Origin of the sequence: Streptomyces chlorus (genome assembly GCF_042655885.1) — a bacterium.
GTDB classification, from domain to species: Bacteria; Actinomycetota; Actinomycetes; order Streptomycetales; family Streptomycetaceae; genus Streptomyces; species Streptomyces chlorus.
Genome location: NZ_JBHSOA010000030.1, coordinates 52,192 through 77,183 on the forward strand (window position 1 = coordinate 52,192; position 24,992 = coordinate 77,183).

Below are 24,992 nucleotides of genomic sequence, written 5' to 3' on the forward strand. Positions count from 1 at the left end.
TACGCACCCGGCGTACCGGCGCCGGTCAGACCGACCGGAACGCCAGCACCACGTTGTGTCCGCCGAACCCGAACGAGTCGTTGAGGGCGGCGATGCGGCCCTCGACGGGCAGCTTGCGCGCCTCGCCGCGGACCACGTCCGCGTTCGCCTCGGCCTCGGGGTCGATGGTGTCGATGTTGATGGTCGGCGGAGCCACCCGGTGGTACAGCGCGAGCACCGTCGCCACCGACTCCACGCCACCGGCGCCGCCGAGCAGGTGCCCGGTCATCGACTTGGTCGCGGAGACCGCCATGTGGTCGACGTCGTCGCCGAACACCTTGCGCAGCGCCTTCAGTTCGGCGATGTCACCGGCCGGCGTCGAGGTGGCGTGCGCGTTGACGTGCACGATCTCGGACGGGTTCAGGTCGGTGGAGTCCAGCAGGTGCTGCAGGGCGTGCGAGATGCCGCGGCCCTCCGGCTCCGGCTGCACGATGTCGTGGCCGTCGGCCGAGATGCCCTGGCCGACCGCCTCCGCGTAGACGCGGGCGCCGCGCGCGGCGGCGTGCTCGGCGGACTCCAGGACGATCACGCCCGCGCCCTCGCCGAGGACGAAGCCGTCCCGGCCGACGTCGTACGGGCGTGAGGCGCCCTGGGGGTCGTCGTTGTTCTTGGACATCGCCATCATGTTGCCGAACGCGGCGATCGGCAGCGGGTGGATCGCCGCCTCCGTGCCCCCCGCGACGACGACGTCGGCGCGGCCGGAACGGATCATCTCGATGGCGTAGCCGATGGCCTCCGCGCCCGAGGCGCAGGCCGAGACGGGGGTGTGCACACCCGCCTGGGCGCCCACGAGCAGGCCGACGTTGGCCGACGGGCCGTTCGGCATCAGCATGGGGACGGTGTGCGGGGAGACGCGGCGGACGCCCTTCTCCTTCAGCACGTCGTACTGGTCGAGCAGGGTCGTCACGCCGCCGATGCCGGAGGCGATGACCGTGCCCAGCCGCTCCGGGGCGACGTTCGGGTCCTCACCGGCCCTGCCCTCGAAGCCGGCGTCGGCCCACGCCTCCTTGGCCGCGACCAGCGCGAACTGCGCCGAGCGGTCCAGGCGGCGGGCCTGCGGCCGAGGGATGGTCTCGGTGGGTTCCACGGCCACGGGGGCCGCGATACGGACCGCCTGGTCGGCGGCCCACTCCTGGGTCAGGGGCTTGACTCCGGAACGTCCGGCGACCAGACCCTCCCAGGTCGAGGCCGCGTCGCCACCCAGCGGTGTGGTTGCGCCGATACCGGTGACGACCACAGTGCGATTGGTCGAGCTCATCGGAATTCTTTCTCCAACGGATACGAGGATTCGTACGGCGCCACCGCCGGGCGGCGGGGCCGGGGGCTCCCGGCCTCGGGCCTTCCGCCCGGATCATGCCGGACCCGGCATGATCCGGACGGAAGGCCCAGCAGCGCTCAGGCCTGGTGCTTGAGGATGTATTCGGTGGCGTCGCCGACGGTCTTGAGGTTCTTGACGTCGTCGTCCGGGATCTTGACGTCGAAGCGCTCTTCGGCGGCGACGACGACCTCGACCATGGACAGCGAGTCGACGTCCAGGTCGTCGGTGAAGGACTTGTCCAGCTGGACGTCCTCAACCGGGATGCCGGCGATCTCGTTCACGATCTCCGCGAGACCGGCGACGATCTCTTCCTGAGTGGCGGCCATGATGGCGCTCCTTCGCTGTGATTCCTGAGGGTGTGGCGCCCGCCGCGACAGCGGCGGGTGGTGCGGTCCCCGTGCCGGACCGGATGATCCGGCACGGAGTGCCTAAGGGAGAGTAACGACCGTTGCGGCGTAGACGAGACCCGCCCCGAAGCCGATGACGAGCGCGGTGTCGCCGCTCTTCGCCTCGCCGGTCGCCAGGAGCCGCTCCATCGCGAGCGGGATCGAGGCGGCCGAGGTGTTGCCGGTGGTACGGATGTCACGGGCGACCGTGACATGCTCCGGCAGTTTGAGGGTCTTCACCATCGAGTCGATGATCCGCACATTGGCCTGGTGCGGGATGAAGACGTCCAGGTCGTCCGAGGTGATCCCGGCCGCGTCCAGCGCCTGCTGGGCGACCTTCGCCATCTCGAACACGGCCCAGCGGAACACCGCCTGGCCCTCCTGCGTGATCGCGGGGAACTTCTCGACCTCGCCGTCGCGGTAGTCCGTCCACGCCACGGTCTGCATGATGACCTCGGACTTGTCGCCCTCCGAACCCCACACGGTGGGGCCGATCGCGGGCTCCTTGGACGGGCCGACGACGACCGCGCCCGCGCCGTCACCGAACAGGAAGGCGGTGGCCCGGTCCTCCAGGTCGGTCAGGTCGCTCAGCCGCTCCACGCCGATGACGAGCACGTACTCGGCGGACCCCTCCACCACCATGCTCTTGGCGAGGGTGAGGCCGTAGCCGAAGCCCGCGCAGCCGGCCGAGATGTCGAAGGCGGCGGCCTTGTCCGTGCCCAGCCGGTCGGCGATCTCGGTGGCCACGGCCGGGGTCTGCTTGAAGTGCGACACGGTCGCGACGACCACGGCGCCGATCTGCCCGGCGTCGATGCCCGCGTCCGCGATCGCCTTGCCGGACGCCTCGACGGACATCGCCGCGACGGTCTCCTCGGGCGACGCCCAGTGCCGCGTCTCGATGCCGGAACGCGAACGGATCCACTCGTCGGACGAGTCGATCGTCTCCAGGATCACCTCGTTCGGCACGACCCGGGTGGGCCGGTAGCCGCCCACACCCAGGATGCGGGCGTACGGGGCGCCCTTCGCGGGCTTGATCTTCGCCATGCGGATTTCTGCTCCTTAGGGCATCAGACGTGCTCGGAGACGAGCTCGCGGGCAGCGTCGAGGTCGGCGGGGGTCTTCAGGGCCAGCGTCGTGACGCCGGGCAGCGCGCGCTTGGCGAGACCGGTCAGGGTCCCCCCGGGGCACACCTCGATCAGCGCGGTCACCCCGAGCTCCTTGAACGTCTCCATGCACAGGTCCCAGCGCACCGGGTTCGCCACCTGGCCGACCAGGCGCTCCAGCACCCCGGCACCGGTCGCGACCGTCGCGCCGTCCTTGTTCGACACGTAGACGGCCTTCGGGTCGCCCGGCGTCAGGTCCTCGGCCGCCTTCGCCAGCGTGTCGACCGCGGGACCCATGTGGTGCGTGTGGAAGGCGCCGGCCACCTTGAGCGCGACGACCCGGCGCACGCCCTGAGGCTTGTCCGCCTCCAGCGCGGCCAGCTGCTCCTTGGTGCCGGCCGCCACGATCTGGCCCGCGCCGTTGATGTTCGCCGGGGTCAGCCCCAGCTTCTCCAGGTGCGCCACGGTGACGTCCGGGTCGCCGCCGAGCAGCGCCGCCATGCCGGTCTCGGTGACCGCGGCGGCGTCGGCCATGGCCAGACCCCGCTTGCGGACCAGGCTCAGCGCGGCCGTGTCGTCGAGGACCCCCGCGAACGCGGCCGCGGTGAACTCACCGACACTGTGACCGGCGACCGCGCCGGGCGCGATCTGTGCCACCGCCGAGGCGGCGTCGGCCGCACCGGCACCCAGTGCCGACACGGACAGCAGCCCGGCCGCGACCAGCAGCGGCTGGGCGACGGCCGTGTCGCGGATCGCGTCCGCGTCTGCCTCGGTGCCGTAGTGGGCGAGATCGAGTCCGATGGCGTCGGACCAGGCGGCGACGCGGTCCGCGGCACCGGGGAGGTCGAGCCATTCAGTCAGGAAGCCGGGCGTCTGAGCGCCCTGGCCGGGAGCGACGAGTACGAGCACTCTCACACTCTCTCTTGACGACGGCCGAAGCCGCCCGTGAGGACAGGGACGAAGAACACGAGGGGGTTTTGTGGAACTCCGACAAGAGGCTAGAGCTGAAGATCACCGTCGACCAGACGCCCCAGGATCAACGCGACCCGCAGTGTGAACGCAGAGCGTACATCGGAGGGTGACCATCCGGTGACGTCCGTCACACGTCGGAGCCGGTAACGCACGGTATTGGGGTGCACGAACAGCATCCGTGCGGCCCCCTCGAGGCTGCTCGCCTGCTCCAGATAGACGCTGAGCGTCTCCAGCAGCGCGGCCCCGGTTTCCTCGAGCGGTCTGTAGATCTCCTCCACCAACTGTTCACGGGCCGCGGTGTCACCGGCGATCGCCCGCTCCGGCAGCAGATCGTCGGCCAGCACCGGACGCGGCGCGTCCTGCCAGGCGGAACACGCCTTCAGGCCCGCCGCGGCGGCCTGCGCGGACCGGGTCGCCGCCTGGAGGTCCGGCACCACCGGACCCGCCACCACCGGCCCCTGCGCATACGGCCCGATCAGCGACTTGGCCACGGCCAGCGGATTGTCGCTGCCGCCCGCGATCACGACCAGCCGGTCCCCGAGCACCCCCGTCAGCACCTGGAGCTTGGCATGCCGGGCGGCCCGCCGGATCGCCTCCACGGTCAGCTCCGAGTCGCCGTCGGGCGCGGTGCCGAGCAGCACGCACACATGCTCCGGCGAGTTCCACCCCAGGGCGGCGGCCCGTGACACGGCGCCCTCGTCGGCCTCGCCGCTGAGCACCGCGTTCACGACCAGCGACTCCAGCCGCGCGTCCCAGGCGCCCCGTGCCTCGGCCGCCTGCGCGTACACCTGCGCGGTGGCGAACGCGATCTCCCGCGCGTACACCAGGAGTGCCTCGCGCAGCACCGACTCGTCGCCCGGCGCGGCCACCTGGTCGATGGCCGTTTCCATGACCTCGATGGTGGTGCGCACCATCTCCACCGTCTGCCGCAGCGTGATGGCCCGGGTCAGTTCGCGCGGCGCGGTCCCGAAGACGTCGGTGGAGATGGCCTGCGGTGCGTCGGGGCGCCGGAACCACTCGGTGAAGGCGGCGATGCCCGCCTGGGCGACCAACCCGATCCAGGAACGGTTCTCCGGTGGCATCGCCCGGTACCAGGGCAGTGTCTCGTCCATCCGCAGGATCGCCTGCGCGGCGAGGTGGCCGGACGACTTCTCCAGCCGCTTCAGTGTCGCGGCATGCGGGTGGACGGGGCGTGCTGGGGTTTGGGGCTTGCTGGTTTCGGGTTCGGGCACGGGGACAAGACTGCCTCATCCGGACGCCGCAACGCGTCGCCGGGTCTCCCACGGGGTCTCCCCCCGGGGCTCCGGGGGCTCTCGCGCCGGGACTACCGTGGACGGCGTGACGGACGTACGGCGCGCACACGAGCGCTTCCAGGGCGGCGACCCGGCGGCCGGGATCGAGAGCCGGCACGCCTTCTCCTTCGGCCCGCACTACGACCCCGACCACCTCCGCTTCGGCGCGGTGATCGCCTGCAACGAGGAGCGGCTCGCCCCCGGCGCCGGCTTCGACGAGCATCCGCACAGCCACACCGAGATCGTGACGTGGGTGGTGGAGGGCGAGCTGACCCACCGCGACTCCACCGGCCACGAGACGGTCGTCCGCCCCGGCGACGTCCAGCGCCTGAGCGCCGCCTGTGGCGTACGGCACGTGGAACGCAACGACGGCCCCGAGCCCCTGACCTTCCTCCAGATGTGGCTGGCCCCCCTGGAGCCCGGCGGCGACCCCTGCTACGAGGTCGTCCGCGGCATCGCCGACTCCACCCCGTACGCCCTCCCGGAGGCCGGCGCCATGCTGCACGTCCGTCGCCTGACGGCGGGGGAGCGCACGGCGATCCCGGACGCGGCGTACGTGTACGCCCACGTCGTACGCGGCGAAGTCCTCCTGGACGAGGCCCGGCTGGGACCGGGGGACGCGGCCCGCCTCACGGACACGAAAAGGCTCGTGGTGGCGGCGGCGTCGGACGTGGAACTGCTGATGTGGGAGATGCGGGCCGCATAGGCAAGGACCTGTCAGGCGAATCGTGGCCCCCGGTGCCGGGACGGGCTGCCGCCCCGGCACCGGGCCCTCCGTCACTCCTCGTCGCGCAGTTGGGCCGCCAAGGATGTCAGCGGCTCGGTCTCCTCGGTGTGGCCCAGGGCGGTCAGGCGGGAGACCGCCGCGTCGAGGCGGGCGAGGGCGGGGGCGGGGCGTTCCAGGTAGATGCCCTCCACGGCACCCGCGAGGCGGACGCACTCGGCCCACTCGCCGGCACGGTCCTGCTCCGGTCCCGGCTCACCGAGCAGGGTGAGGGCCTTGTCCAGGGCGGTCAGGGCGTCCTCGTACGCACCGGCGTAGGCGTTGATCCGCCCGTGCTCGTAGGCCAGGGCCGTCTCCAGGGAGCGGCCGTGGGCCTCGTACTCGGCGGCGCGGGCCTCGTCGGCGATCCGGCCGGCGTCGGCGAGGAAGGCGCGGGCGTCGGCCAGGCCGTCGGGTCCCTGCTGCTGGGCCTGGAGGCGGGCGAGTTCGCGCAGGGAGTTGCTGAGGTACTCGTAGCGCGGGGCTCGGGCGTGGGCGGCGAGTGCCTGGTCCGCGGCCTTACGGGCCCGGCCGAACTCACCGGACTTGCCGAGGAGTACGGCCGTCTCCGCGGCGATCATGGCGTGGCTGCCGGGATCGTCGTCCCAGCCCGCCGACTCGGCCGCGAGGGCGACGAGCTCCACCGTCGCGGCCTTGAGGTCCTCCCCCGCGTGCAGCGCGCGGGCGCGGGTCAGGCGCAACTGGGCGACGAGCCGGTCGTCCAGCTCTCCGGCGGTGACGTCCGGTTCGGCGAGCAGCGAGTCGAGCAGCGCGATGCAGTCCTCGACGTGGCCCAGGTCGAGGCTGAGCTGGGCCGCGTTGCTGTAGGTGCAGTACGCGGCGAACCGACTGCCGCGGCGGAGGTCCAGCTCCGCGGAGCGCGTCAGGTGCCGCAGCGCCTCGTCGGGGCGGCCCAGGTGCATGCAGACCTCGGCCAGTTCGGCGTGCAGGCGGGAGGTGTCGACCACGTCGGCCGACCAGTCGGCGGCAAGCCGCAGGCCCTCGGCCAGGTCCGCGTGCGCGGCCTGCGGGTCCTGGAGGCCGAGCCGGAGCCGGCCACGCAGGGCGAGCGTGCGGGGCAGGTGCCAGGCCGGGCCGTGCGACCTCAGCCGGTCGAGGAGACCGTCGGTCTCGGTGAGCGCGGCGGGCAGGTCGCCGGACAGGGCGTACGTGGTGGCCCGCAGCAGCAGGGCCCCGGCGATCTGCCCGACGGCGTCGTGCCGGGTGGCGAACCCGTGCAGCAGGTCCACCTCGGCGAGGGCCGGCGCGACGTGCTCCTCACTCCCCGACGTCTGCAGGCGCAGGCCGAGCGCGGTCGCCCGCAGACGCAGCAGGCGGGCCTCCTGGTACGGGGCGAGACCGGACGTCTCCTCGTGCAGGCGGACCAGGGACATGTGGGCGGCGGTCAGCGCGGCGGCCTTCGCCTCGGCACCGTCGGCGTCCTCCGTGGGGATCTCGGCGGCGGCGAGCAGGGCGCAGGCGCGGGCGAGTGCCGCGTGACCCGGCAGTCCGGCGTCGTCGTACAGACCCGCGGCCTCCTCGTGGAGGGCGACGGCGTCGGCGAACTCGTCCTTCTCGCCCGTCCGGCTCGCCTCGTCGGCCAGCAGGTCCGCGTACAGCCGCACGAGCGGGCCCACGGCCTGGTCGTCGGGATGGGTGTAGTCACGGGCGGCGACGAGCGTGCGCAGCCGCGCCCAGCAGGCCTGTGCGTCCGGGTGCCCCTGCTCGTCCCATGCCCGTGCCTGGCAAATGAGTTCAGGCAGCGAATCGGGGACAGTGGCGGCCGTACGGGCGGCGGGTGCGGCGACCGGGGCCACGTCGTCGAGGCTGCGGGTGCGCAGGGTCAGTTCCAGCGCGTCCAGGAGCGGGGCACGGTCGAGGCGGTCCCTGCGGCGGTCGGTGTGGGCCGTGGTTCCGTTGCGGGCGTCGAAGCGGGCGGCGAGGTCGTCGGCGCGGTCCCGCACCTCGGCGCGCAGGCCGGCAACCGTCCAGGTGCGGCCCGCGTATCCGGCAACGGGCAGTTCGCCGTGGCCGAGGAGCTCGACGCGCTGGAGGAGGACCTCCACGCCGGTGAGGAAGTCGAACAGGTCCTGCGGCGAGTCCACTTCGGCGAACAGGTTCCGGTTCTCGGCGAGCAGTTCGAGACCGCGTGCCTCGTTGCCGGTCAGCGCGCAGAACTCCAGGTGTCGGCCGATCTCCCCGGACATCGAGGGGTTGCGGCGGCAGCCGCGGTAGCCGGCGAGGTGCAGTTCGCGCGCCCGGTCGGTGCGGCCGGTGCGCAGCAGGGGCAGCAGCGCGTACGAGAGGGAGCGGGCCGGCTCCTCCTGGCAGGATTCCTTCCCGGCCAGGACCGGCTCCCAGGCGCGCAGCGCCCGCTCGTCGTCGCCCGCCGCCAGGTGGTACAGGGCACGCTCGCAGATCTCGCAGGCCTCGCAGTCGCTGAGCCGGGTACGGGCGCGGCCCGCCCACAGCTCGTAGGCGAGGGCGGTGTCCCCACCGATGTGGGCGGCCAGCTGGTACGCCTGCCCGTAGTAGGGCTGGAGGTCCAGACCGGCCTTCTCGTACCGGTCGCGCATCTCCGTCAGCCACTGGCGCAGGCTGGCCAGCGGTATCTCGGGCAGTGCGCGCAGGGCGTTGGCCACCCACTTGAAACGCCAGAACAGCAGGTGCCGCAGCCGCTCGTCGAAGACGTCGGGCTGCTCGTCGAAGAGGGTCAGCAGGCGGGCGAAGACGACGGGCGACTTCCGGGGTTCGGAGCCGTAGGTGTACGCCTCCTGGAGTTCGAGCAGCGCGTCGACCAGCGGGCGAGTTTCCTCGAACTGCTCCGCGGCGTCGACGAGTTCCTCGGCGGTGACGGTACGGGTGCGGCCGTAGGGGCGCTCGTCGTTCTCCCGGAGCGCCTGGTACAGCTCGTCGGTGGTCTGGGGTGCGGCGGTCGGCATCGTCAGCTGTCCTTGCGGAGTGCGTGTGCGAGAAGATCGAGGAAGGAGCGGTTGATGAGGCTCGACTCGGCGGGTCTGAGCGGACGCCGGGACAGCATCGCGGCCTGCCCGTAGAGGGCCTCGGCGCTGGTGCGGGCCAGCTCGGGCTCGTCGATGGTCACGGCGGTGCGCACCAGCGGGTTGAGCTGGTTGAGGATCAGCTGCGCCCGCGGTGCCTCCTGGCGCAGGGCGCCCAGGATGTCGCCCCACAGGCCGCCCTCCTGCTCGCGGGCGAGCTGGGAGCGGGTGCGCTCGTGTCGTGCCTCGCGGCTGTCGACGAGGAGGGCGGGGGCGGAGGCGGGCTGGAAGGTGCGCAGCGCGACGTCGCAGTCGAAGACGGCGAGGGCGTCGCGGGCCAGGGCCAGGTAGGCCGCCGCGGCCAGTTCCGTCTCCCGGTCGACGGGGTCGAGGTGGGCGGTGAGGGTCGCCGGGTCGAGGTCGGCGACCGTGACCTCGGGCCTGATCTCGGGCAGCCGGTGGACCAGTTCACGGTCGTAGGTGTAGCCGCCGTTGACTACGCCGAGTCCGGCGGCCGAGGCGATCGCCGCGACCTGCCGGAACTCCTCCACGCTCGACGTCACCAGCACGGTGCGGTGAGTGCGCGCGAACTCGTCGAGGGTGCAGTGCCCGTCGGTGGTCTCGAACGGCAGCCAGGGCAGCAGCATCCGCAGGATCTCGTCGTCGTGCACCGCGAGCGACTTCACGGCCAGGTGGTGCGCCTGGAGGAAGCGGCCGAGCAGCTCCGGGTCGCTGGCCGCGGCCCGGGCGATCCACGCGCGCAGCCGCTCGGCGAGGGCGTCACGGACGGCGGCGAGGGTGTCGTCCTCGTACAGGGACTCGCGTGATGCCGTCGGGCGCAGGCTCTCGGCGTCGACGACGCAGCGGACGAAGAACGCCCACTCGGGCAGGATCTCCTCGGCCTGCTCGGACAGCAGCATGCCCTTGACGTGCACGCGGTGGCCGTGGCGGCGACCGACCGGCACCGCCTCGGGCAGCACGCACGCGATGCCCTTCAGGCCCACGGCCGGCAGGTCCAGCTCGATCGTGTCCAGCGGCGTGAACCCGAAGACCTCCTCGCCGTACGCGGCCAGCGCCCGGGAACGGGAGCCCGGCGTGGGGTACGTACGCACCCAGGGCGCCGGCTCGGGGTTCACGGACGCACCCGTGCCGCCGGGGCCGCCCGTACCGTCGTCGAAGGTCACCAGGTGGCGCAGCAGGGAGCCGAAGTGGCGGGCCAGCGCGTGCACCCGCACGGGACGGGTCCACTCGCCGGCGTCCGCGCGCGGGGTCAGCGTGACGGTGGTGCCGGGCCGGGGCCGGGCGGAGGCGGGCAGGACGCGCACGGTGTAGCTGCCGTCGCCGCGTCCCCGCCACTCCACGGCGGGCGCGTCGGGGGTACGGGCGGAGCGGCTCAGGACGTGGATCTCGTCCGCGACCAGGAAGCAGGAGAGCAGGCCGATGCCGAACTGGCCGATGAAGTCGGCACGTTGCTCGGCGATCCTCTCCGCCCGCTTGCTGCTGCGGCCGATGGTGGCGAGGAAGGTGTGCACGTCGGCCTCGGTGAGACCGACCCCGTCGTCCTCGACGCGGACCACCAGACCGTCGGCGTACAGGCGGATGCCGAACGCGTCGGCGGGCGCGTCGGGGGCGAGGCCGTGCCGGGCGGTCAGCGCGTCCACCGCGTTCTGCAGGAGTTCGCGCAGGTAGACACGAGGGCTGGAGTAGAGGTGGTGGGAGAGGAGGTCGACGAGGCCGCGCAGATCCACCTGGAAGGTGCGGTCGGCGCCGGCCGGGTTCGTGGCGGTGTCGGGGAGAGTCATCGTGCCGTCCGGGATGGCGGGCGGGAGGGAGGGAGGGAGGGAGGGAGGGGAGGGTCGCGGGCTCAAGCGTGGCGTCGGAAGCGGGCGTACTGCCTCTCGGGCTGCGCCATGAACGTCCACGGCCAGGTGGTGTAGGCGCCGTCCAGTTCGTGGAAGACACGTCGGCACACGGTGCTCTCGGAGGCCAGCGCCAGGGCCATGGCGAACATGTTGAAGTCGTTCTGCCAGCCCAGGCGCCGCTCGTGGCCGGGGTGCAGGATGCTGCGGCGGGCGGCGTCGCTCAACTCGGCCTGGATCTCAGGTGTGTCGAGGCAGCTCTCGTCGTCCGACTCCACCCAGTCCTCGATGTGCGCCATGGCGATCACACAGCCGAGGTGGTGCCCCTCGGGTGCGCCGGCGAACGCCTCGCGCGCGAACTCCAGAGCCTGGCCCGGCTCGCCGCCCCACCGGGGCTGCAACTGGCCCACCCGCTCCAGGTGGCTCGACAGGTCCAGCGGGTCGCGTCGCAGGGCGGCGTCGAATCGGGTCTCGTTGACGGCGTCGCCCAGCGACATACCACGGCCGGAGGTGAGCAGTTGGCGCCACGGCGTGACCCATTCGGGCCGCAACTCGACTGCCTCGAACAACTGTTCCTCGGCGATGCGGAGCCGCTCGTGGAAGATCCGCCACTGTTCCTGCGTGACGTTCACGGCGCGTGCCGCGGTGCGTGCCTCCCAGCCCCAGACGATGTGCCGCGTCCCGGATATCAGCAGAGCTGTCGCCCGGTGCTCCTTGTCCTCCTCGACGGCCCGGCCGATCCAGTCCTGCAGACCGTCCAGGTCGGCCAGTTCACCGAGGATGTGGTGATCACGGCCGAGGTCGAAGGGCTCCAGCGCCGCCTTCACCCCTTCCCAGTCACCCGCGTCGGCCGCCTCCACCAGCGCGAGCACCCGTACGTCCCCGAGCGCGCGCAGCGTGTACACCCCGTTCTTCTGCCTGCGGGTGGGGGGAAGGGCGTACGGATCCGCCCCCGGTCTCTCCGCACCCCTGCCGAACAGCTTGCCGAACATGCCGTGCCTCCCTGGTCCCGCGTGATCAACCGGTGCAGCATAAGCGGCCCCACCGACACCACTTCCACAGGGTTTTCACCGGCACTTCACGGCCCCGGCCCATCCCTCTCACCCCTCCCGGCCCCGCTACGACTCCGGCTCGTGACCGAGCTGTCATGAGGGCCTGGCAGCCGGGCGTGCGGACGGGGAGACCGGGGCCGGCAGGGCACGGGGCTGCAACTCGCGGTGCCGGAACTGCTCGCCAACGTCATCCGGCACGTACCCGGGCGTCGATGTGGCAGCTGCTTCCTGCTGCTGCCCGGCACGGTACGGGTGGAGGTTTCCGGCAGTTGTTCGCTCCTGGCCGTTCCGGCAGCGGGGACACGCTTGCCGATGGCGGGCGCGGGCTGCTCGTCGAGGCGGTGACCGATCGGTGGGGGGTTAGGCCGTCTCCGGCCGGTGGCGGCCGGACCGTGTGGTTCGAGTGTGCCCTCAGCCCCGCACCTCGGCCGGCGCCACGTCCGTGAAGGGCAGGGGTGTGCGAGCCGACGCGGCGGTGTCGAGCGAGCGTTGCCGTACCCTGCCGGGATGACGCAGCATCCCGTGCCGGACCAGCGGCAACGGCCCGCGAACGACGGGCCCAGGGCCGCCGCCCGCAACCGTGCCGCGCTGGTCGCCGCCGCCCGGGAGATCTACGCGGAGCACGGCCTGGACGCCCCGCTGTCCGCGATCGCGCGCCGGGCCGGCGTCGGGCAGGGCGTCCTGTACCGGCACTTCCCCGACCGGGCCGCCGTGACGACCGCGGTGCTGGAGGAGAACGTCCGCCAGATCGAGCAGGCGGCCGCGGCCGAGGACGCGACCTTCGCCGGTGTGCTCGGTGTGCTCACCTGGCACCTGAAGGAGTCGGCCGCGTTCATCGGCCTCCTGCACGCCGACGGATCGGACCGCCGCTCCGGCGTCCGCGCGCACGCCCTGGCCCTGTCCCAGCGGGTCGAACGCGCCCTGCGCGCCCACCTGCCCGACGACGGCGGCCACCGGCTGAGCGCGGCGGACGACCTCATGCTCGCCGTCGCCATGGTCTCCGGCGCCGTCACCGGCCCCTCCCACGAGGAACGGGAACGCAGGGCGCTGGCGGCCTGGCGACTCCTCGGCGTCGAGGTGGGACCGGTGCGGCCCTTCTACGGGTAAGAGGCTGGGGGCCTCAGCCGCCGTTGGACTGCCGGGTGCCCTTCGCCAGCGCGTCGAAGGTGTACAGGTAGCCGCCCGCGGGCCCGCTGATGGTCATGTACGCCTTGGTCCCGCCGGGCGTGATCGCCACGTTCGTCGCCGACTCCAGGCCCTCGGCGGCGCGCGCGGGCACCTCGACGGTCGCCAGACGCTCACCGTGCCGGTCGTACACGACCATCGCGGGCCGGCCGTGCAGCGCCTGGTAGAGGTTGCCGTCCGCGTCCACGGCGATCGAGTCGGTCTGCGCGATCCCGCCGTCGACCCGGATGGCGGTGTGCCGGGCCGTGACCCCGCCCCTGGCGCCGACGGGGAGGTAGGAGATCCGGTTCTCCGTCAGCTCGCTGAACCACAGCCCGCGGTACTCCGCGTCGAAGGAGACCCCGTTCGTCGCGGCGAGACCGTCGGCCAGCACGGTGGCCTCCTCGCCGTCGCGGTCGATCCGTACCACCCGGCCGAGCGCCTTGCCCTCGGTCAGACCGCGCGAATCGCTGACGTACAGGTTGCCGTCCTGGTCGAAGGCGATGTCGTCGGGGTTCATCCGTGCCCCGTCGACCTCACCGGAGAAGAAGGTCCGCAGGTCGCTGTCGGCCGGATCATCAGGGTTCAGGCTCACGATCTCGCCGTGCGCGAAGTCGGTCAGGTAGAGCCGCCCGTCGTACGGGCTGAACTGCGCCGAGGTGTAAGCCCCGCGCCCGTCGGTGTGCACCGCCCGCTTCGTCTTCTTGCGGACGTCGAAACGCATCACCTTCGGCTCGCCCTCGGGCGCGGTGACGTCGACGACGAACAGACCGCCGTCCGCACCGAAGGTCGGCCCCTCCAGCAGCGTCATCCCGGTCTGCTCGTGCACCGCCGTCAGCCGCATCACCTGCTGCGCCCGGATCGTCCGGTCCGCTCCGGGCACACCGGCCGTCTGCTCGCCGGTGTGTCCTCTCTCCGTACCGCATCCGATGAGGGAGAGGGAACCGAGGGCGGCGAGCACGGCGAGGGAGCGGAGGGGGAGTCGTCGCATGGGGCACTCTTCCTGTCGGCTGTGGGGGAGTGGGGTTGAGGGTGCCGGCGGCAGTGAGGCGGGGACGGGTCAGTACGCGCCACCGCGCGTCCGAATCTCAACCGGACAGTGCTGTCCGGTAGTTGTTACCGTAGCGGAGCCGCCGACCGCACAGGTCGACGCGACCGGAACAACAGAGGATTGAGGCAGGTCCCCCCACGTGACGTTCCCTCACATGTCGCCCCACCGGACCCCGTCCCGCGAGGAACTGGACGCGCTGAGGCAGCGCTACCGCTCCGAGCGCGAGCGACGCGTACGCCCGGACGGCGCCACCCAGTACCAGGCCCCCGAAGCCGAGTTCGGCTACTACGCCGCAGATCCGTATGCCGGTGAGGCTGTTGAGCGGAAGCCGCTGCACGACACCGTCGACGTCGCCGTGGTCGGCGGCGGATTCGGCGGCATCCTCGCCGGGGCGCGGATGCGGCAGCGGGGCGTGCAGTCCGTCCGCGTCGTCGAGACGGGCGGCGACTTCGGGGGCACCTGGTACTGGAACCGGTACCCGGGCATCCACTGCGACATCGAGTCGCACGTGTACCTGCCGATGCTCGACGAGACCGGATACGTCCCGGAGTGGAAGTACGCCCCCGGCGAGGAGATCCGCCGCCACGCGGTGCGCGTCGCCCGGCAGTTCGACCTCTACGAGGACGCCCTGTTCTCCACGTCGGTCACCTCACTGACCTGGGACGAGGCCGGCGAGACATGGCTCGTGACCACCGACCGCGGCGACGCGTTCCGGGCCACGTACGTCGTCACCTCCACCGGCACCCTCTCCACGCCGAAGCTCCCCGGGATCCCCGGCATCCAGGACTTCAAGGGGCACACCTTCCACACCTCGCGGTGGGACTACACCTACACCGGCGGCACCCCGGACGGCGGCATGACCGGCCTCGCGGACAAGCGGGTGGGCGTCGTCGGCACCGGCGCCACCGGCATCCAGGCCATCCCGATGCTGGCCGAGGACGCCGCGCACGTCCACGTCTTCCAGCGCACCCCCTCCACCGTGGACGTCCGCGCCAACCGCCGCACCACCGCCCGGGACGTCGGCGCCGACCGCGAAGGCTGGGCGCACGAGCGCCGCGAGAACTACCTCCGCATCGTCTCCGGCGAACCGGCCGACCAGGACCTCGTCGCCGACCGCTGGACCGAGTCGGCCGGCCTCCTGGAGAAGCTCCTGCCGAGCTTCCGCCGCCAGGACGACCGGGAGGCCTTCGAAGCGGCCTACGAGGCGGCCGACGCCGCCAAGATGAATGATCTCCGCACCCGCGTCGAGCAGACCGTCACCGACCCGGACACGGCGGAGAAGCTCAAGCCCTGGTACCGCTACGCCTGCAAGCGCCCCACCTTCTCCGACCAGTACTACCAGGCCTTCAACCGCGACAACGTCACCCTGGTCGACACCGCGGACACCCACGGCATCGAGCGCGTCACCGAGAACGGCGTGGTCGTCGGCGACACCACCTACGACCTCGACTGCCTGATCTTCGCCACGGGTTTCTCCGTCGGCACCTCGGGCGTCCTCTCCGGCAAGCTCCCCGTCCACGGCCGGGGCGGCACCCAACTCCTGCACGCCTGGGCGCAGCAGGGCCCGCGCACCCTGCACGGCTTCACCAGCAACGGCTTCCCGAACCTGATCCAGATGGGGTCCCTGCAGAACGCCAGCAGCGTCAACTTCACCCACATCCTGGACGAACAGGCCGTCCACGCCGCCGCGTTGGTCGCCGCCGCCGAAGCCGAGGGCGCCCTGGTCGAACCGCCCCGCGAGATCGAGGACGCCTGGCTCGAGGTCCTGGCGAAGGACGCCCCCGACCACGAGTGGTTCCACGCCGAGTGCACCCCCGGCTACTACAACCGCGAAGGCCGAGGCCGCCCCAACGGCCCCACCGCCTACCCCCACGGCGCGTTCGCCTTCCACCGGCTCCTCGCTCAGTGGCGCGAGGAGTCGATCGACGACATCCTCCAGCCGAGGACGCCTGCCCGGGAGCGCTGAGCCGACGGAGGGAGGGGGCGCTGTGACGCTACGAAGTACGGCGGTTCGTGCGTCCTGCGGCGCGGTAGGCCCGGGCCGGGCACGGCTTGCCGGATGCCGTACGGGGCGCGGTAGGGGTGCCGGCGCCCGTCCGGTCCGTACCTGAGCCGGCTGCTGGCGGCGTCGTCGGTGAGCCGGTTGTGTTCGCACACGAGGGGGCCGCGGCGGCGGGGCACAGCGGCTGGATGCGGGCCCGTGTCCGGGCGAGGCTTCACCGCATCGTCCTCGACGAACTCGGCGCCCGCGGAGAGCTGGACTGGTCGCGGTGTGCAATCGACTCGGTCAGCCTGCGGGCCATAAAAGGGGGCCACTGACCGGACCGAATCCGACCGACCGCGGCAAGTTGGGATCGAAGATCCACCTGATCACAGACCGGAACGGACTGCTTCTCTCGCTGGGCATCTCGGGCGCCAACATGCACGACAGCCTCGGTCTTGAGCCGCTGGTGTGCGGGATCCCGCCCATCCGTTCCCGCCGCGGCCCCCGCAGGCGACGGCCGGCGACGGCCGGCGAAACTGCACGCCGACAAGGGATACGACTACGTCCACCTGCGCCGATGGCTCCGCAACCGCAGCATCCGCCACCGCATCGCCCGCAAGGGCGTCGAGTCCTCACAACGGATCGGCCGCCACAGACGGGTCGTCGAAAGGACCGTGTCCTGACTCGCCGGATGCCGTCGGCTCCACCGCCGCTACGAACGCGAGGCAGAACACTTTCTGGCCTTCGCCGGCATAGCCGCAGCCCTCATCGGCTACCGACGACTGAGTCGAACCCGCCCGGCCCAACTATGCGCCAGAGGCCGTTCGGCCATGCTAGAGCGGGCGATAGGTCTGGTACTTGCCTTCCAGCGACGAGGCCGCTGCATCGGCCACGTCCGCCCGCGGAGCTGCCGCACACCTCTCCAGGAATGCGCGGACCCGCTCACCTGGCCATCCGGCTGCTGCCGCTGCGGCCCAGAAGCGCAGTCCATCATGAGACTGCAGCGGTGCAAGAAAGTCGAGGATGTAGTCGACGGTCTCCGGCTCCGGCACCGAGCGCAGCATGGCGACAGCGCGGAGGGCTCCGTCGGCAAGCATGGGCGTTCCGCTGTCCAGGCACCATCGCACAGGGCTTGAGGTTCCCTCTTCGACGCCGCGCAGACGCACGATCGAGTCGCCAAGGGCGACATACACCATCGTGGCATCCAGGGGCCGCTGAGCCAGATCGCTCAGGAACGGGACCGCTGGCCGGTGATCGCACGCTCCGAGAGCCATGACCATCTGGTACTGAGTTTCCCATGTCCGCAGGTCGCGAACCTCGCGCTGGAGGGCCCGCAGCAGCGACGGGCCGGCGGTCTCGGCAGCGAGTCTGCGCAGTCGTTTCGCGGCTGCACGGCGTTTCGCCGAGGACCTGTCGTCAAGCTGAACAACCGCCTCGTCCAACGTCAACACCGCGTATGCCTCCTGATGGGATCTGCTCGAACTGCAACGCTAGGTGCTTCCACTGACACTGAACGGCGGGCAATGACTTCGGGCATCAGACAGCCATAGGAAACGACCTCTGAGACCGCGTTTGAGATCTGGTCGTAGGACAATCGATCGGTGACGCGCCCCTTGAATCGTGACCGCTCCCTTGAAGAGCTTGAACGCGACCGCTGGCCGGCCCCGTCAGCCGACGACACCCGCCTTGTCGCTACTGCACACGCCTTGCGGCGTCGGCCGATCGGCGAGCTGACCGTCGAGGACATGCGCTTGTTGATCGGGCAGGACATAGGACTGCCCCACCTCCTGCCACTGGCACTGGAAGTGCTGCGGGAGAACCCGATGGCAGAGGGGGACATGTACGAAGGTGATCTGCTGTCCGCGGTCCTCACCAGGAACCCATCGGTCTGGGCCGAGTCTTTTGAACTCGGCCGAGAGCTTCGCGTGATCATCTCGAAGTTGACCGACCTGCCGCCTGACCTGCAACAGAAGGTTGAACGGTTCCTGGCTCCATAGAGCACCGACGCAGGACGTTCCCCATGGAAGGGAAGGCCGGCGTGTCTACGGAACGTCTCGCCGGAGCAAGCGCGGGCCCGGCCGCGTCGCCGGCCGGCCACGGGTGAGTCGGCGGACCGTGATGCCGATCATTGCCCAGCGGATCATGGTCTCTGAGCGGGCCGGGCCGGTCTCGTAGTCACGCGCGAGGCGGCGGTGGGCGGTGAGCCACGAGAAGGTGCGCTCGATCGCCCATCTCTTGGGCTGGACCTGGAATCCGCGCTGGCCCGGGGCCTTGCACACGATCTCCAGCTCGCGGCCGAGGATTGTGCGTGACCACTCCATGAGGCGGCCGGCGAAGCCCTGGTCCGCCCAGATTTTCTGCACGCCCGGATGGTCCAGGCGGGTCCACGGCAACGAACGCTTCGCGCCGTCGCGGTCCTGGATATTCGCCGCGACCACGTGAACCGCCAGCAGCAGGCCCAGGGTGTCCGTGACGATGAACCGCTTGCGGCCCTTCACCTTCTCGTCCGCGTCGAAGCCCCGGGTGCCGACGGGGACCGTATCGGCCGTGCGCACGGACTGCGAGTCGATCAGCCCGGCGCTCGGTTCCGCGTCACGGCCGTCAGCCTCACGGACCCGGCCGCGCAACGTGTCGTGGACCTGCTCGACGGTGCCGTCGTCGTGCCACCAGGTGAAGTACCAGTACACAGTGGGCCAGGGCGGGAAGTCCTTCGGCAGCCGGAGCCAGGCGCACCCGGTCCGTACCACATAGAAGATCGCGTCCACGATCCGCCGACGTGGGTGCTTCTCCCGCCGCCCGCCCTTCGGCCCGACCCTCGCCGCCGGCAGTAACGGCTCTACCAGAGCCCACTGCTCATCCGTCAGATCCGACGGATACCCGCCCCCAGAGCCACTCACGCAAGGCTCAACGGCCCCTTTCGCCCCGGGACACGGCAGATCTCAAACGCGGTCTCAGTGAGCCTGTGATGAAGGCTACTTGGCGGGTAGCGAATGCAGGCAGAGCAGGATGCGGCAGGCGGAAGCGGTGATCGCTGCCGGGAGCGGGCAGTGACCTGGTGCGATGCCTGTGGCAGGCTGCGGATCATGGGGTGGTCGTTCAAGGTGCACGGTGGTGTCGCGGCAGGGCTGGGCGCCGTTCTGATGGTGCTGGCCGGGCTCACTCGGCTGCCCGGGACCTTGCTGCTGATCGAGGAGGGGCCGCTGCTGGCGCTGATCGTTGTACTGCTCTTCCCGATCTTCATGGCCGCCCTGGCTCGCCTCTTGCTGGCGCGGGTGGACAAAGCCCAGGTCTGGCAGGCCTTGAGGTGTCTTCCCGGCAAGGTTCAGGCAGGGCTTGCGGTGCTGGTCCTGTCGGGTATGGCGATGATGTTCCTCAGTATGGGGCGGGAGGGGAATCTGCAGTCCGCCGAGGTGAGGGACGGGAAATACTTCGCTTTCGACACCACTGCACGCGGCACGGTCGAACTCTCCCGGGAGCAGTATCAGGCTGTCCTGGAGACCGATCAGCGCAGCCTGCTCACGATGCCCGGCGTGGTCCTCGTCGGTGCCGCATGCGCAGTCCTGGCGGCCGGTGAGTTGCGCCGGGCGGATCGTAGCGTCGTGCCGTCGAGGTAGAGGGTGGCAGCGGGTCCCGTCGCATCGGACGTCGACGAGACCACGCCGTCGTGTTGGGGCGGTTGATGCAGCTCTCGGGCGGAGCGGTCAGCGCAGGCCGTTGACGAAGGTCTGCCAAGCGGGGGCGCTGATGGTGAGGATGGGGCCGGTCGGGTTCTTGCTGTCACGGACCGGGACAGTGACGGTCGGGCAGCCGGCGGCCACCTCGACGCAGTCGCCGCCGGTACTGCCACTGTAACTGGACTTACGCCACTGCATGTTCCTCGGGCTGGGACCGGTCTCCATAGCGCTCCTCCAACACTCGCGCGATCAGTGCCGCTGAGTCCTCCACAGAGAGGGCCGCGGCCTGGAGACGAGCGTAACGGCGGGAAGCTTCCCTGAGGATCTCGGGATTAGCCGTCATGTGACCGGAGATGAGGTCTTCCGTGTAGATGATGTCCGGGTCGTCGTCGAAGCGGAGCAGATTGAACGTCCCGTCAAGGCTGGCGTGTGCGCCTGCTGTGTTCGGGAGTACTTGTACGTGCATCCAGCGGTGACCCGTGAGTTCCAACAAGTGAGCCAGTTGGCGGCGCATGACCTCGCGGCCGCCGATCGGGCGGAGCAGTACCGACTCGTCCAGGACTACCCATGTAAGCGGTGGCTGCTCCCTGTCCAGGATGCGTTGTCGTTCCACGCGAGCTGCCACCAGGCCGTTCAGGTCGTCCGACATCCCCGTGGCGAGCACCGCCCGTGCGTACTCCTCCGTCTGCAGCAGCCCGTACACCACCTGTGCCTGATACGTGGAGATGTACGACGCCTTCGCCTCCATCTCCGCGTACGGCTGGAACCACGTGGGCAGTTGACTGCGTAGCACCAGGCCGATCAGGCGGGAGAAGGTGCCGTCGGTGCCGAGGGCGGCGTCTACGCGTTCGGAGAAGTCGCGGGTGGGGATCTTCTTCGTGGTCTCGATCTGGCCGATCAGCGAGCCCGTGCAGAAGATGATCTCGCCGAGCCGGCCCTGATTGAGGCCGTGGGCCTCGCGTTGGCGGCGCAACTCCCAGCCGTAGTAGTCGAGGGGGGACGCGCTGGGGTCGAGCGTCTGGATGTTGGCCACAGTGGTGCCTCCGGCCTGGTCTTGACGTCTCGCGACGTTGGTTTCGTTGCGTAGTCGAGCGTACGCAGAGCGTCGCATTCTGGTGGTGTGAATCAAGTAACTGGTCCGCGTGCGGCGGACGTCGAGACGCGGTACCGGGCCGAGTTCGCCCTGGGTGAGCACTCGGTACGGCACCTGCGGCGCATTCTGCGGCTCTACCTCAAGGAATCCGGCCTGCTGGAGGTCGCCGACGCGGCTGAACTCGCGCTGTCGGAGCTGCTCGCCAACGTCATCCGGCATGTCCCCGGCCGCCGTTGCGGGATCTGCTTCCTGCTGCTGCCGGGAGCGGTCCGGGTCGAGGTCTCCGACGCGTGCCCGCGACTGCCCGTGGCGGCAGCGCAGGAGGCGTTGGTCGAGGGCGGGCGTGGGCTGCTTCTCGTGGAGGCGGTGACCGACCGGTGGGGTGTTGCGCCGTGCCCCACCGGTGGCGGCAAGACCGTGTGGTTCGAGTGCGTCCTCGGCGCCGCACCCCTCACGACACCGAGTGGGTGAAGATCGGGTTCCTCGTGGTCATGCAACACAAAGAAAACTTTAGTTTTGGGTACAGTGCTACGCAAAACTAAAGTTTACTTTGAGTTTTACGACCAACCTGAGGGCGGATATATGGCCAGAGACCGTGTCGCCAGCCGTGCTGCCCTCTGGCGGATCGCGGCTGGGCAGCGCGGCTACTTCACAGCCGCGCAGGCGGTGGAGGCCGGGTACTCCTACCAGGCCCAGCGCTATCATGCCCAGCACGGCAACTGGCTGGTGATCGACCGCGCGCTCTACCGGTTGCGGGAGTTCTCCGACCTGCCGGGCGAGGGCGACGAACAACTGGTGCGCTGGTCGCTCTGGAGCAGGGGGAGGGCTGTGGTCTCCCATGCCACCGCCCTCGCCGCACACGACCTGGGGACGGCGAACCCGTCCCGTATTCACCTCACTGTGCCGCGAGGCTTCCGGCAGAAGTCGGATGCGGTGATTCTGCACCGCGCCACACTCACGCAGTCGGATGTGGAGGACCGGATGGGATACCGGGTGACGACGCCGTTGCGCGCCATCACCGAATGTGCGGCGGCGGGTGAGGACCAGGATGTCCTGGACGGGGCGGTGAGCGAGGCGTTGGAACAAGGAATGGTGTCCCGCCGGAGGCTGCTTCACGCCGCCCAACTGCTGGGTCCACGAGCGGAACTGGGCGTGGAGCGGGCGCTGGGAGCGATGTCGTGACCGGCCGCTACCGTGACGCCGCCGACTTGCGCCGCGCCCTGGAAACCCGGCTGAAGCAGGAAGCCGACAGATCCGGAACCGATCTGGCCCGCAGGCGGCGCCTCGTCGTCTTCGACCGCATGGCGGCGCGCCTTGCGGAGGATCAGACCAGCGGCTGGGTTCTCAAGGGCGGGGCGGCCATGGAATTCCGGCTCACCGGACGGGCCCGTACGACGAAGGACCTGGATCTGGCGCTGAGGCCCGAGGACGGCTCCGACATGGACGGGAGCGAAGTGCGTGAGCTGCTGATCGACGCACTGGCGGCCGACCTGGATCGTGACGGGTTCCGGTTCCGGGTCGGTCCGCCCGTGTCGTTGACGGCGGACACGGCGGGGCGGGGTGGCTGGCGGTTCTCGGTCGAGTCCCATCTCGCGGGCAAGGTGTTCGCGGGCGTCAGAGTGGACGTCGTGGACCGTGGTGAGGAGATCGCCCGGACAGAATTCCTCCCGCTGCCCAACACGCTTGAATTCGCCGGCACTCCGCAGCGCGTGATCGAGACCGTTGACCGCCGACAGCACTTCGCGGAAAAGTTGCACGCCTTCACGCGTGACTACGGCGACCGTCCCAACACGCGGGTCAAGGACCTGGTGGACCTCGTCCTGCTGGCCGAGGACGGCCTGCCGGGCGACGCGACGCTTGTGCAGGTCGTACGGCATGTCTTCGCCGTCCGCGCCACGCACGAGGTTCCGGGCGAGCTCGCGGACCCGCCGCCCCGATGGCGGGACAGCTATCCCGAGCTGGCCCGGGAACTGGCCACCGAAGCCCCACCGACGCTCGATGCCGCCCTCGAGCTGGTACGAGGGCTGTGGGCGGTGGCCCTCGCCGATGAATCACGCGTCCCGCCTCGTGCCGAAGAGATGGGGCAACCGAGTTGACACGGTATTGGCCAAGAAGGAAGCGGTCGGAATCGGGCCGACATGCCGGACCTTGGTCAGGTCCGCGCGGGAAGTCCTGTCCGCAGGCGCCGCTGTCCGTGGCGGTCAGGTCGCCGCGGGTGCTTCCGCGGAGTGCGTCTTCAGCCGCGCACTTCCGCCAGCACCGCGTCCGTGAAGGGCGGCCAGGCCTCGATCGCCCAGGGGCCGAAGGCGCGGTCGGTGAGGGCCGCACAGGCGACGCCCGCCGCCGGGTCGATCCACAGGAACGTGCCCGACTGGCCGAAGTGGCCGAAGGTACGGGGCGAGGAGGAGCCGCCCGTCCAGTGCGGGGTCTTGGAGCCGCGGATCTCGAAGCCGAGGCCCCAGTCGTTGGGGTTCTGGTGGCCGTAGCCCGGCAGGACGCCCTTGGTACCCCGGTACTGGACCGTCATCGCCTCGGCGACGGTCCGCGGGTCCAGCAGGCGCGGGGCCTGCACCTCGGCGGCGAAGCGCAGCAGGTCGTCCACCGTGGACGTGGCGTCCTTCGCGGGGGAGGCGGTGCCGTCCAGCGACGTCGACGTCATCCCCAGCGGCTCCAGCACCGCCTGCCGCAGGTACTCGGCGAACGGGATCTCCGTCGCCTTCGCGATGTGGTCCCCGAGCTGCTCGAACCCGGCGTTGGAGTACAGACGGCGCTCACCGGGGGCGGAGGTCACCCGGTGCTCGTCGAAGGCGAGGCCGGAGGTGTGGGCGAGGAGGTGGCGGACCGTCGAGCCCTCGGGACCGGCCGGCTCGTCCAGCTCGATCGCACCCTCCTCGTACGCCACGAGCACCGCGTACGCCGCGAGCGGCTTGGTGACCGAGGCGAGGGGGAAGCGGTGGCCGGTGGGGCCGTGGGTGCCCAGGACGGTGCCGTCCGCCCGGACGACGCCCGCCGCCGCGGTGGGAACCGGCCAGTTCTCGATCAGCGCGAGGCTCTTGAGCGACATGCCTTCGAGGGTATGCGTTCACAGCCGCAGCTCGAGCAACGGGTCCGGTCGCCGGGTGAAGCCCATCGAGGCGTAGAGGGGCTCGGCCTGCGCGGACGCGGTGAGTCGGACACGGCGGGCGCCGCGCTCCCGGAACCACTCCAGCAGCGCCTCCATGCAGGCGCGCGCGTGGCCCCGGCGGCGGGCGTCCGGGTCGGTGGCGACGCTGAACACGTAGCCGTCGGTGCCGTGCGGGTCGTACGCGCCGCCGATGCGGTACTCGATCGTGCCGGCCACCAGCGCCGACAGCCCGCCCCGCTCCGGCCGGTCCACGACGAACGCCGCGAACGGGCCGTCCGGCTCGGCGAGCTTCGCGCGCAGCACCGGCAGCGCGTCGGCGTGCCAGTCCGTGGCGGGGGAGGAACGGGCCATCGAGTCGATCATCACCTGACGCAGGCGCAGTACTTCCTCCGCGTCGTCGGCCACCGCACGGCGTACACGAGGTACACGAGTCATGGCCGGCATGCTAATCGGCCAGGGCGCCGGCCCTCCCGCCGTTTTCCCGCCGGCCGTGCTTGCCTGGAGTGCACTCCAGGGATCTAGCGTGGAGGGTATGACGGTGACGGAGACCACGGGTGAGAGCACGGGTGCCAGGACCGACACCTGCGCCGGGCCGCCGCAGGGCGACCGGCGGCCGGACGGCGCGGACAAGTACACGATCAGCGAGGTGGCCGCCCTCACCGGGCTGAGCGCACACACCCTGCGCTGGTACGAGCGCATCGGGCTGATGCCGCACATCGACCGCTCGCACACCGGCCAGCGCCGCTACAGCAACCGCGACCTCGACTGGCTCGCCCTCGTCGGCAAGCTCCGCCTGACCGGGATGCCGGTCGCGGACATGGTCCGGTACGCGGAGATGGTGCGGGCGGGCGACCACACCTACGCCGACCGCTTCGAGCTCCTCAAGGCGACCCGCGAGGACGTGATGACCCGGATCGCGGAGCTCCAGGGCACCCTCGCCGTGCTCGACCGGAAGATCAGCTTCTACGCGGACGCCGGGCGCGCCCTGGCGTCGGAGAGGTCCCGTTAGCGACGGCAGGATCGCGGCGGCGGCACGGGGCGACGGCGGTCCCGACGGGCTGGGCGGCGGACACCGTCGGCCACACCGTTCGGTCGCGGCTCATCTGTGAAGGCCGTGAG

At 71.0% G+C, this 24,992-nt stretch carries 24 protein-coding genes and 1 pseudogene; 10 read left to right on the plus strand and 15 right to left on the minus strand.

What is annotated here, in order from left to right; genetic code table 11:
• Positions 1 to 25: 25 nt before the first annotated feature.
• The 5 genes from ACFPZI_RS15245 to ACFPZI_RS15265 all read right to left on the minus strand — a co-directional run bounded on the left by ACFPZI_RS15245 (position 26) and on the right by ACFPZI_RS15265 (position 5,050).
• Entirely contained in the window at positions 26 to 1,297 is a 1,272-nt protein-coding gene (locus ACFPZI_RS15245) for a beta-ketoacyl-[acyl-carrier-protein] synthase family protein (RefSeq protein WP_381363356.1), read from the minus strand.
• Positions 1,298 to 1,434: 137 nt separating this feature from the next.
• Entirely contained in the window at positions 1,435 to 1,683 is a 249-nt protein-coding gene (locus ACFPZI_RS15250; RefSeq protein ID WP_004988657.1) for an acyl carrier protein, read from the minus strand.
• Positions 1,684 to 1,785: 102 nt separating this feature from the next.
• Positions 1,786 to 2,787: a ketoacyl-ACP synthase III gene (locus ACFPZI_RS15255; RefSeq protein WP_381363358.1), complete on the minus strand. Its 1,002-nt coding sequence runs from the start codon at positions 2,785 to 2,787 to the stop codon at positions 1,786 to 1,788.
• Between the two features lie 23 nt (positions 2,788 to 2,810).
• The gene (locus ACFPZI_RS15260; RefSeq protein ID WP_381363438.1) at positions 2,811 to 3,755 is read right to left on the minus strand and encodes an ACP S-malonyltransferase; all 945 of its coding nucleotides are present in this window, start codon (positions 3,753 to 3,755) and stop codon (positions 2,811 to 2,813) included.
• Positions 3,756 to 3,844: 89 nt separating this feature from the next.
• Positions 3,845 to 5,050 (minus strand): PucR family transcriptional regulator, encoded by a 1,206-nt coding sequence (locus ACFPZI_RS15265; protein WP_381363360.1) that lies wholly within the window; start codon positions 5,048 to 5,050, stop codon positions 3,845 to 3,847.
• A gap of 97 nt (positions 5,051 to 5,147) precedes the next feature.
• Between ACFPZI_RS15265 and ACFPZI_RS15270 the strand changes: the two genes are divergently transcribed.
• On the plus strand, positions 5,148 to 5,816 hold the full coding sequence (locus ACFPZI_RS15270) for a pirin family protein (protein ID WP_381363362.1): 669 nt from the start codon (positions 5,148 to 5,150) through the stop codon (positions 5,814 to 5,816).
• 71 nt (positions 5,817 to 5,887) lie between these two features.
• Here the strand turns inward: ACFPZI_RS15270 and ACFPZI_RS15275 are convergent, their stop codons facing one another.
• The 3 genes from ACFPZI_RS15275 to ACFPZI_RS15285 form a co-directional block, all read right to left on the minus strand.
• The gene (locus tag ACFPZI_RS15275; RefSeq protein ID WP_381363364.1) at positions 5,888 to 8,815 is read right to left on the minus strand and encodes a hypothetical protein; all 2,928 of its coding nucleotides are present in this window, start codon (positions 8,813 to 8,815) and stop codon (positions 5,888 to 5,890) included.
• Positions 8,816 to 8,817: 2 nt separating this feature from the next.
• On the minus strand, positions 8,818 to 10,674 hold the full coding sequence (locus tag ACFPZI_RS15280) for an HSP90 family protein (protein WP_381363366.1): 1,857 nt from the start codon (positions 10,672 to 10,674) through the stop codon (positions 8,818 to 8,820).
• 62 nt (positions 10,675 to 10,736) lie between these two features.
• Positions 10,737 to 11,723, minus strand: a complete 987-nt coding sequence (locus ACFPZI_RS15285; RefSeq protein WP_381363368.1) for a hypothetical protein — start codon at positions 11,721 to 11,723, stop codon at positions 10,737 to 10,739.
• 567 nt (positions 11,724 to 12,290) lie between these two features.
• Between ACFPZI_RS15285 and ACFPZI_RS15290 the strand changes: the two genes are divergently transcribed.
• Positions 12,291 to 12,890 carry a TetR/AcrR family transcriptional regulator gene (locus tag ACFPZI_RS15290; RefSeq protein ID WP_381363369.1) on the plus strand — a complete coding sequence of 200 codons (600 nt, stop codon included), beginning with the start codon at positions 12,291 to 12,293 and terminating at the stop codon, positions 12,888 to 12,890.
• 13 nt (positions 12,891 to 12,903) lie between these two features.
• On the opposite strand, the gene ACFPZI_RS15295 is transcribed toward ACFPZI_RS15290, so the two are convergent.
• Positions 12,904 to 13,938, minus strand: a complete 1,035-nt coding sequence (locus ACFPZI_RS15295) for an SMP-30/gluconolactonase/LRE family protein (RefSeq protein WP_381363371.1) — start codon at positions 13,936 to 13,938, stop codon at positions 12,904 to 12,906.
• A gap of 214 nt (positions 13,939 to 14,152) precedes the next feature.
• On the opposite strand from ACFPZI_RS15295, the gene ACFPZI_RS15300 reads away from it, so the two are divergent.
• Together ACFPZI_RS15300 and ACFPZI_RS15305 are read left to right on the plus strand one after the other, a co-directional pair.
• Complete coding sequence (locus ACFPZI_RS15300) at positions 14,153 to 15,964, plus strand: flavin-containing monooxygenase (RefSeq protein ID WP_381363373.1); 1,812 nt, start codon at positions 14,153 to 14,155, stop codon at positions 15,962 to 15,964.
• A 221-nt stretch (positions 15,965 to 16,185) separates the two neighbouring features.
• Positions 16,186 to 16,770: pseudogene (locus tag ACFPZI_RS15305) on the plus strand (IS5 family transposase); the annotation flags it as partial.
• A gap of 45 nt (positions 16,771 to 16,815) precedes the next feature.
• Here ACFPZI_RS15305 and ACFPZI_RS15310 read toward each other — a convergent pair.
• Positions 16,816 to 17,430, minus strand: a complete 615-nt coding sequence (locus ACFPZI_RS15310; RefSeq protein ID WP_381363374.1) for a HEAT repeat domain-containing protein — start codon at positions 17,428 to 17,430, stop codon at positions 16,816 to 16,818.
• Positions 17,431 to 17,583: 153 nt separating this feature from the next.
• Between ACFPZI_RS15310 and ACFPZI_RS15315 the strand changes: the two genes are divergently transcribed.
• Positions 17,584 to 17,979 carry a contact-dependent growth inhibition system immunity protein gene (locus ACFPZI_RS15315; protein ID WP_381363375.1) on the plus strand — a complete coding sequence of 132 codons (396 nt, stop codon included), beginning with the start codon at positions 17,584 to 17,586 and terminating at the stop codon, positions 17,977 to 17,979.
• A 45-nt stretch (positions 17,980 to 18,024) separates the two neighbouring features.
• Here ACFPZI_RS15315 and ACFPZI_RS15320 read toward each other — a convergent pair whose 3' ends face one another.
• On the minus strand, positions 18,025 to 18,879 hold the full coding sequence (locus tag ACFPZI_RS15320) for an IS5 family transposase (RefSeq protein WP_381363377.1): 855 nt from the start codon (positions 18,877 to 18,879) through the stop codon (positions 18,025 to 18,027).
• Between the two features lie 93 nt (positions 18,880 to 18,972).
• On the opposite strand from ACFPZI_RS15320, the gene ACFPZI_RS15325 reads away from it, so the two are divergent.
• Positions 18,973 to 19,596 (plus strand): hypothetical protein, encoded by a 624-nt coding sequence (locus ACFPZI_RS15325; protein WP_381363379.1) that lies wholly within the window; start codon positions 18,973 to 18,975, stop codon positions 19,594 to 19,596.
• An 87-nt stretch (positions 19,597 to 19,683) separates the two neighbouring features.
• On the opposite strand, the gene ACFPZI_RS15330 is transcribed toward ACFPZI_RS15325, so the two are convergent.
• Both ACFPZI_RS15330 and ACFPZI_RS15335 read right to left on the minus strand, forming a co-directional pair.
• Positions 19,684 to 19,854: a DUF397 domain-containing protein gene (locus ACFPZI_RS15330; protein WP_381363381.1), complete on the minus strand. Its 171-nt coding sequence runs from the start codon at positions 19,852 to 19,854 to the stop codon at positions 19,684 to 19,686.
• A complete protein-coding gene (locus tag ACFPZI_RS15335) occupies positions 19,841 to 20,689 on the minus strand; it encodes a helix-turn-helix domain-containing protein (RefSeq protein WP_381363383.1) in 849 nt (282 codons plus the stop codon). Before ACFPZI_RS15335 ends, ACFPZI_RS15330 begins: the two co-directional genes overlap by 14 nt.
• An 87-nt stretch (positions 20,690 to 20,776) precedes the next feature.
• On the opposite strand from ACFPZI_RS15335, the gene ACFPZI_RS15340 reads away from it, so the two are divergent.
• From ACFPZI_RS15340 to ACFPZI_RS15350, 3 genes are all read left to right on the plus strand, one after another.
• Positions 20,777 to 21,220, plus strand: a complete 444-nt coding sequence (locus ACFPZI_RS15340) for an ATP-binding protein (protein WP_381363385.1) — start codon at positions 20,777 to 20,779, stop codon at positions 21,218 to 21,220.
• Between the two features lie 111 nt (positions 21,221 to 21,331).
• Positions 21,332 to 21,931, plus strand: a complete 600-nt coding sequence (locus ACFPZI_RS15345) for a type IV toxin-antitoxin system AbiEi family antitoxin domain-containing protein (RefSeq protein ID WP_381363386.1) — start codon at positions 21,332 to 21,334, stop codon at positions 21,929 to 21,931.
• The gene (locus tag ACFPZI_RS15350; RefSeq protein ID WP_381363388.1) at positions 21,928 to 22,845 is read left to right on the plus strand and encodes a nucleotidyl transferase AbiEii/AbiGii toxin family protein; all 918 of its coding nucleotides are present in this window, start codon (positions 21,928 to 21,930) and stop codon (positions 22,843 to 22,845) included. The genes ACFPZI_RS15345 and ACFPZI_RS15350 overlap by 4 nt, the downstream gene beginning before the upstream one ends.
• A gap of 140 nt (positions 22,846 to 22,985) precedes the next feature.
• Here the strand turns inward: ACFPZI_RS15350 and ACFPZI_RS15355 are convergent, their stop codons facing one another.
• Together ACFPZI_RS15355 and ACFPZI_RS15360 are read right to left on the minus strand one after the other, a co-directional pair.
• Positions 22,986 to 23,813 (minus strand): serine hydrolase domain-containing protein, encoded by an 828-nt coding sequence (locus tag ACFPZI_RS15355; RefSeq protein WP_381363390.1) that lies wholly within the window; start codon positions 23,811 to 23,813, stop codon positions 22,986 to 22,988.
• An 18-nt stretch (positions 23,814 to 23,831) separates the two neighbouring features.
• Entirely contained in the window at positions 23,832 to 24,317 is a 486-nt protein-coding gene (locus tag ACFPZI_RS15360; RefSeq protein WP_381363392.1) for a GNAT family N-acetyltransferase, read from the minus strand.
• A gap of 88 nt (positions 24,318 to 24,405) precedes the next feature.
• Here ACFPZI_RS15360 and ACFPZI_RS15365 point away from each other — a divergent pair, with 88 nt between their 5' ends.
• Positions 24,406 to 24,882, plus strand: a complete 477-nt coding sequence (locus ACFPZI_RS15365) for a MerR family transcriptional regulator (protein ID WP_381363394.1) — start codon at positions 24,406 to 24,408, stop codon at positions 24,880 to 24,882.
• Positions 24,883 to 24,992: the final 110 nt, after the last annotated feature.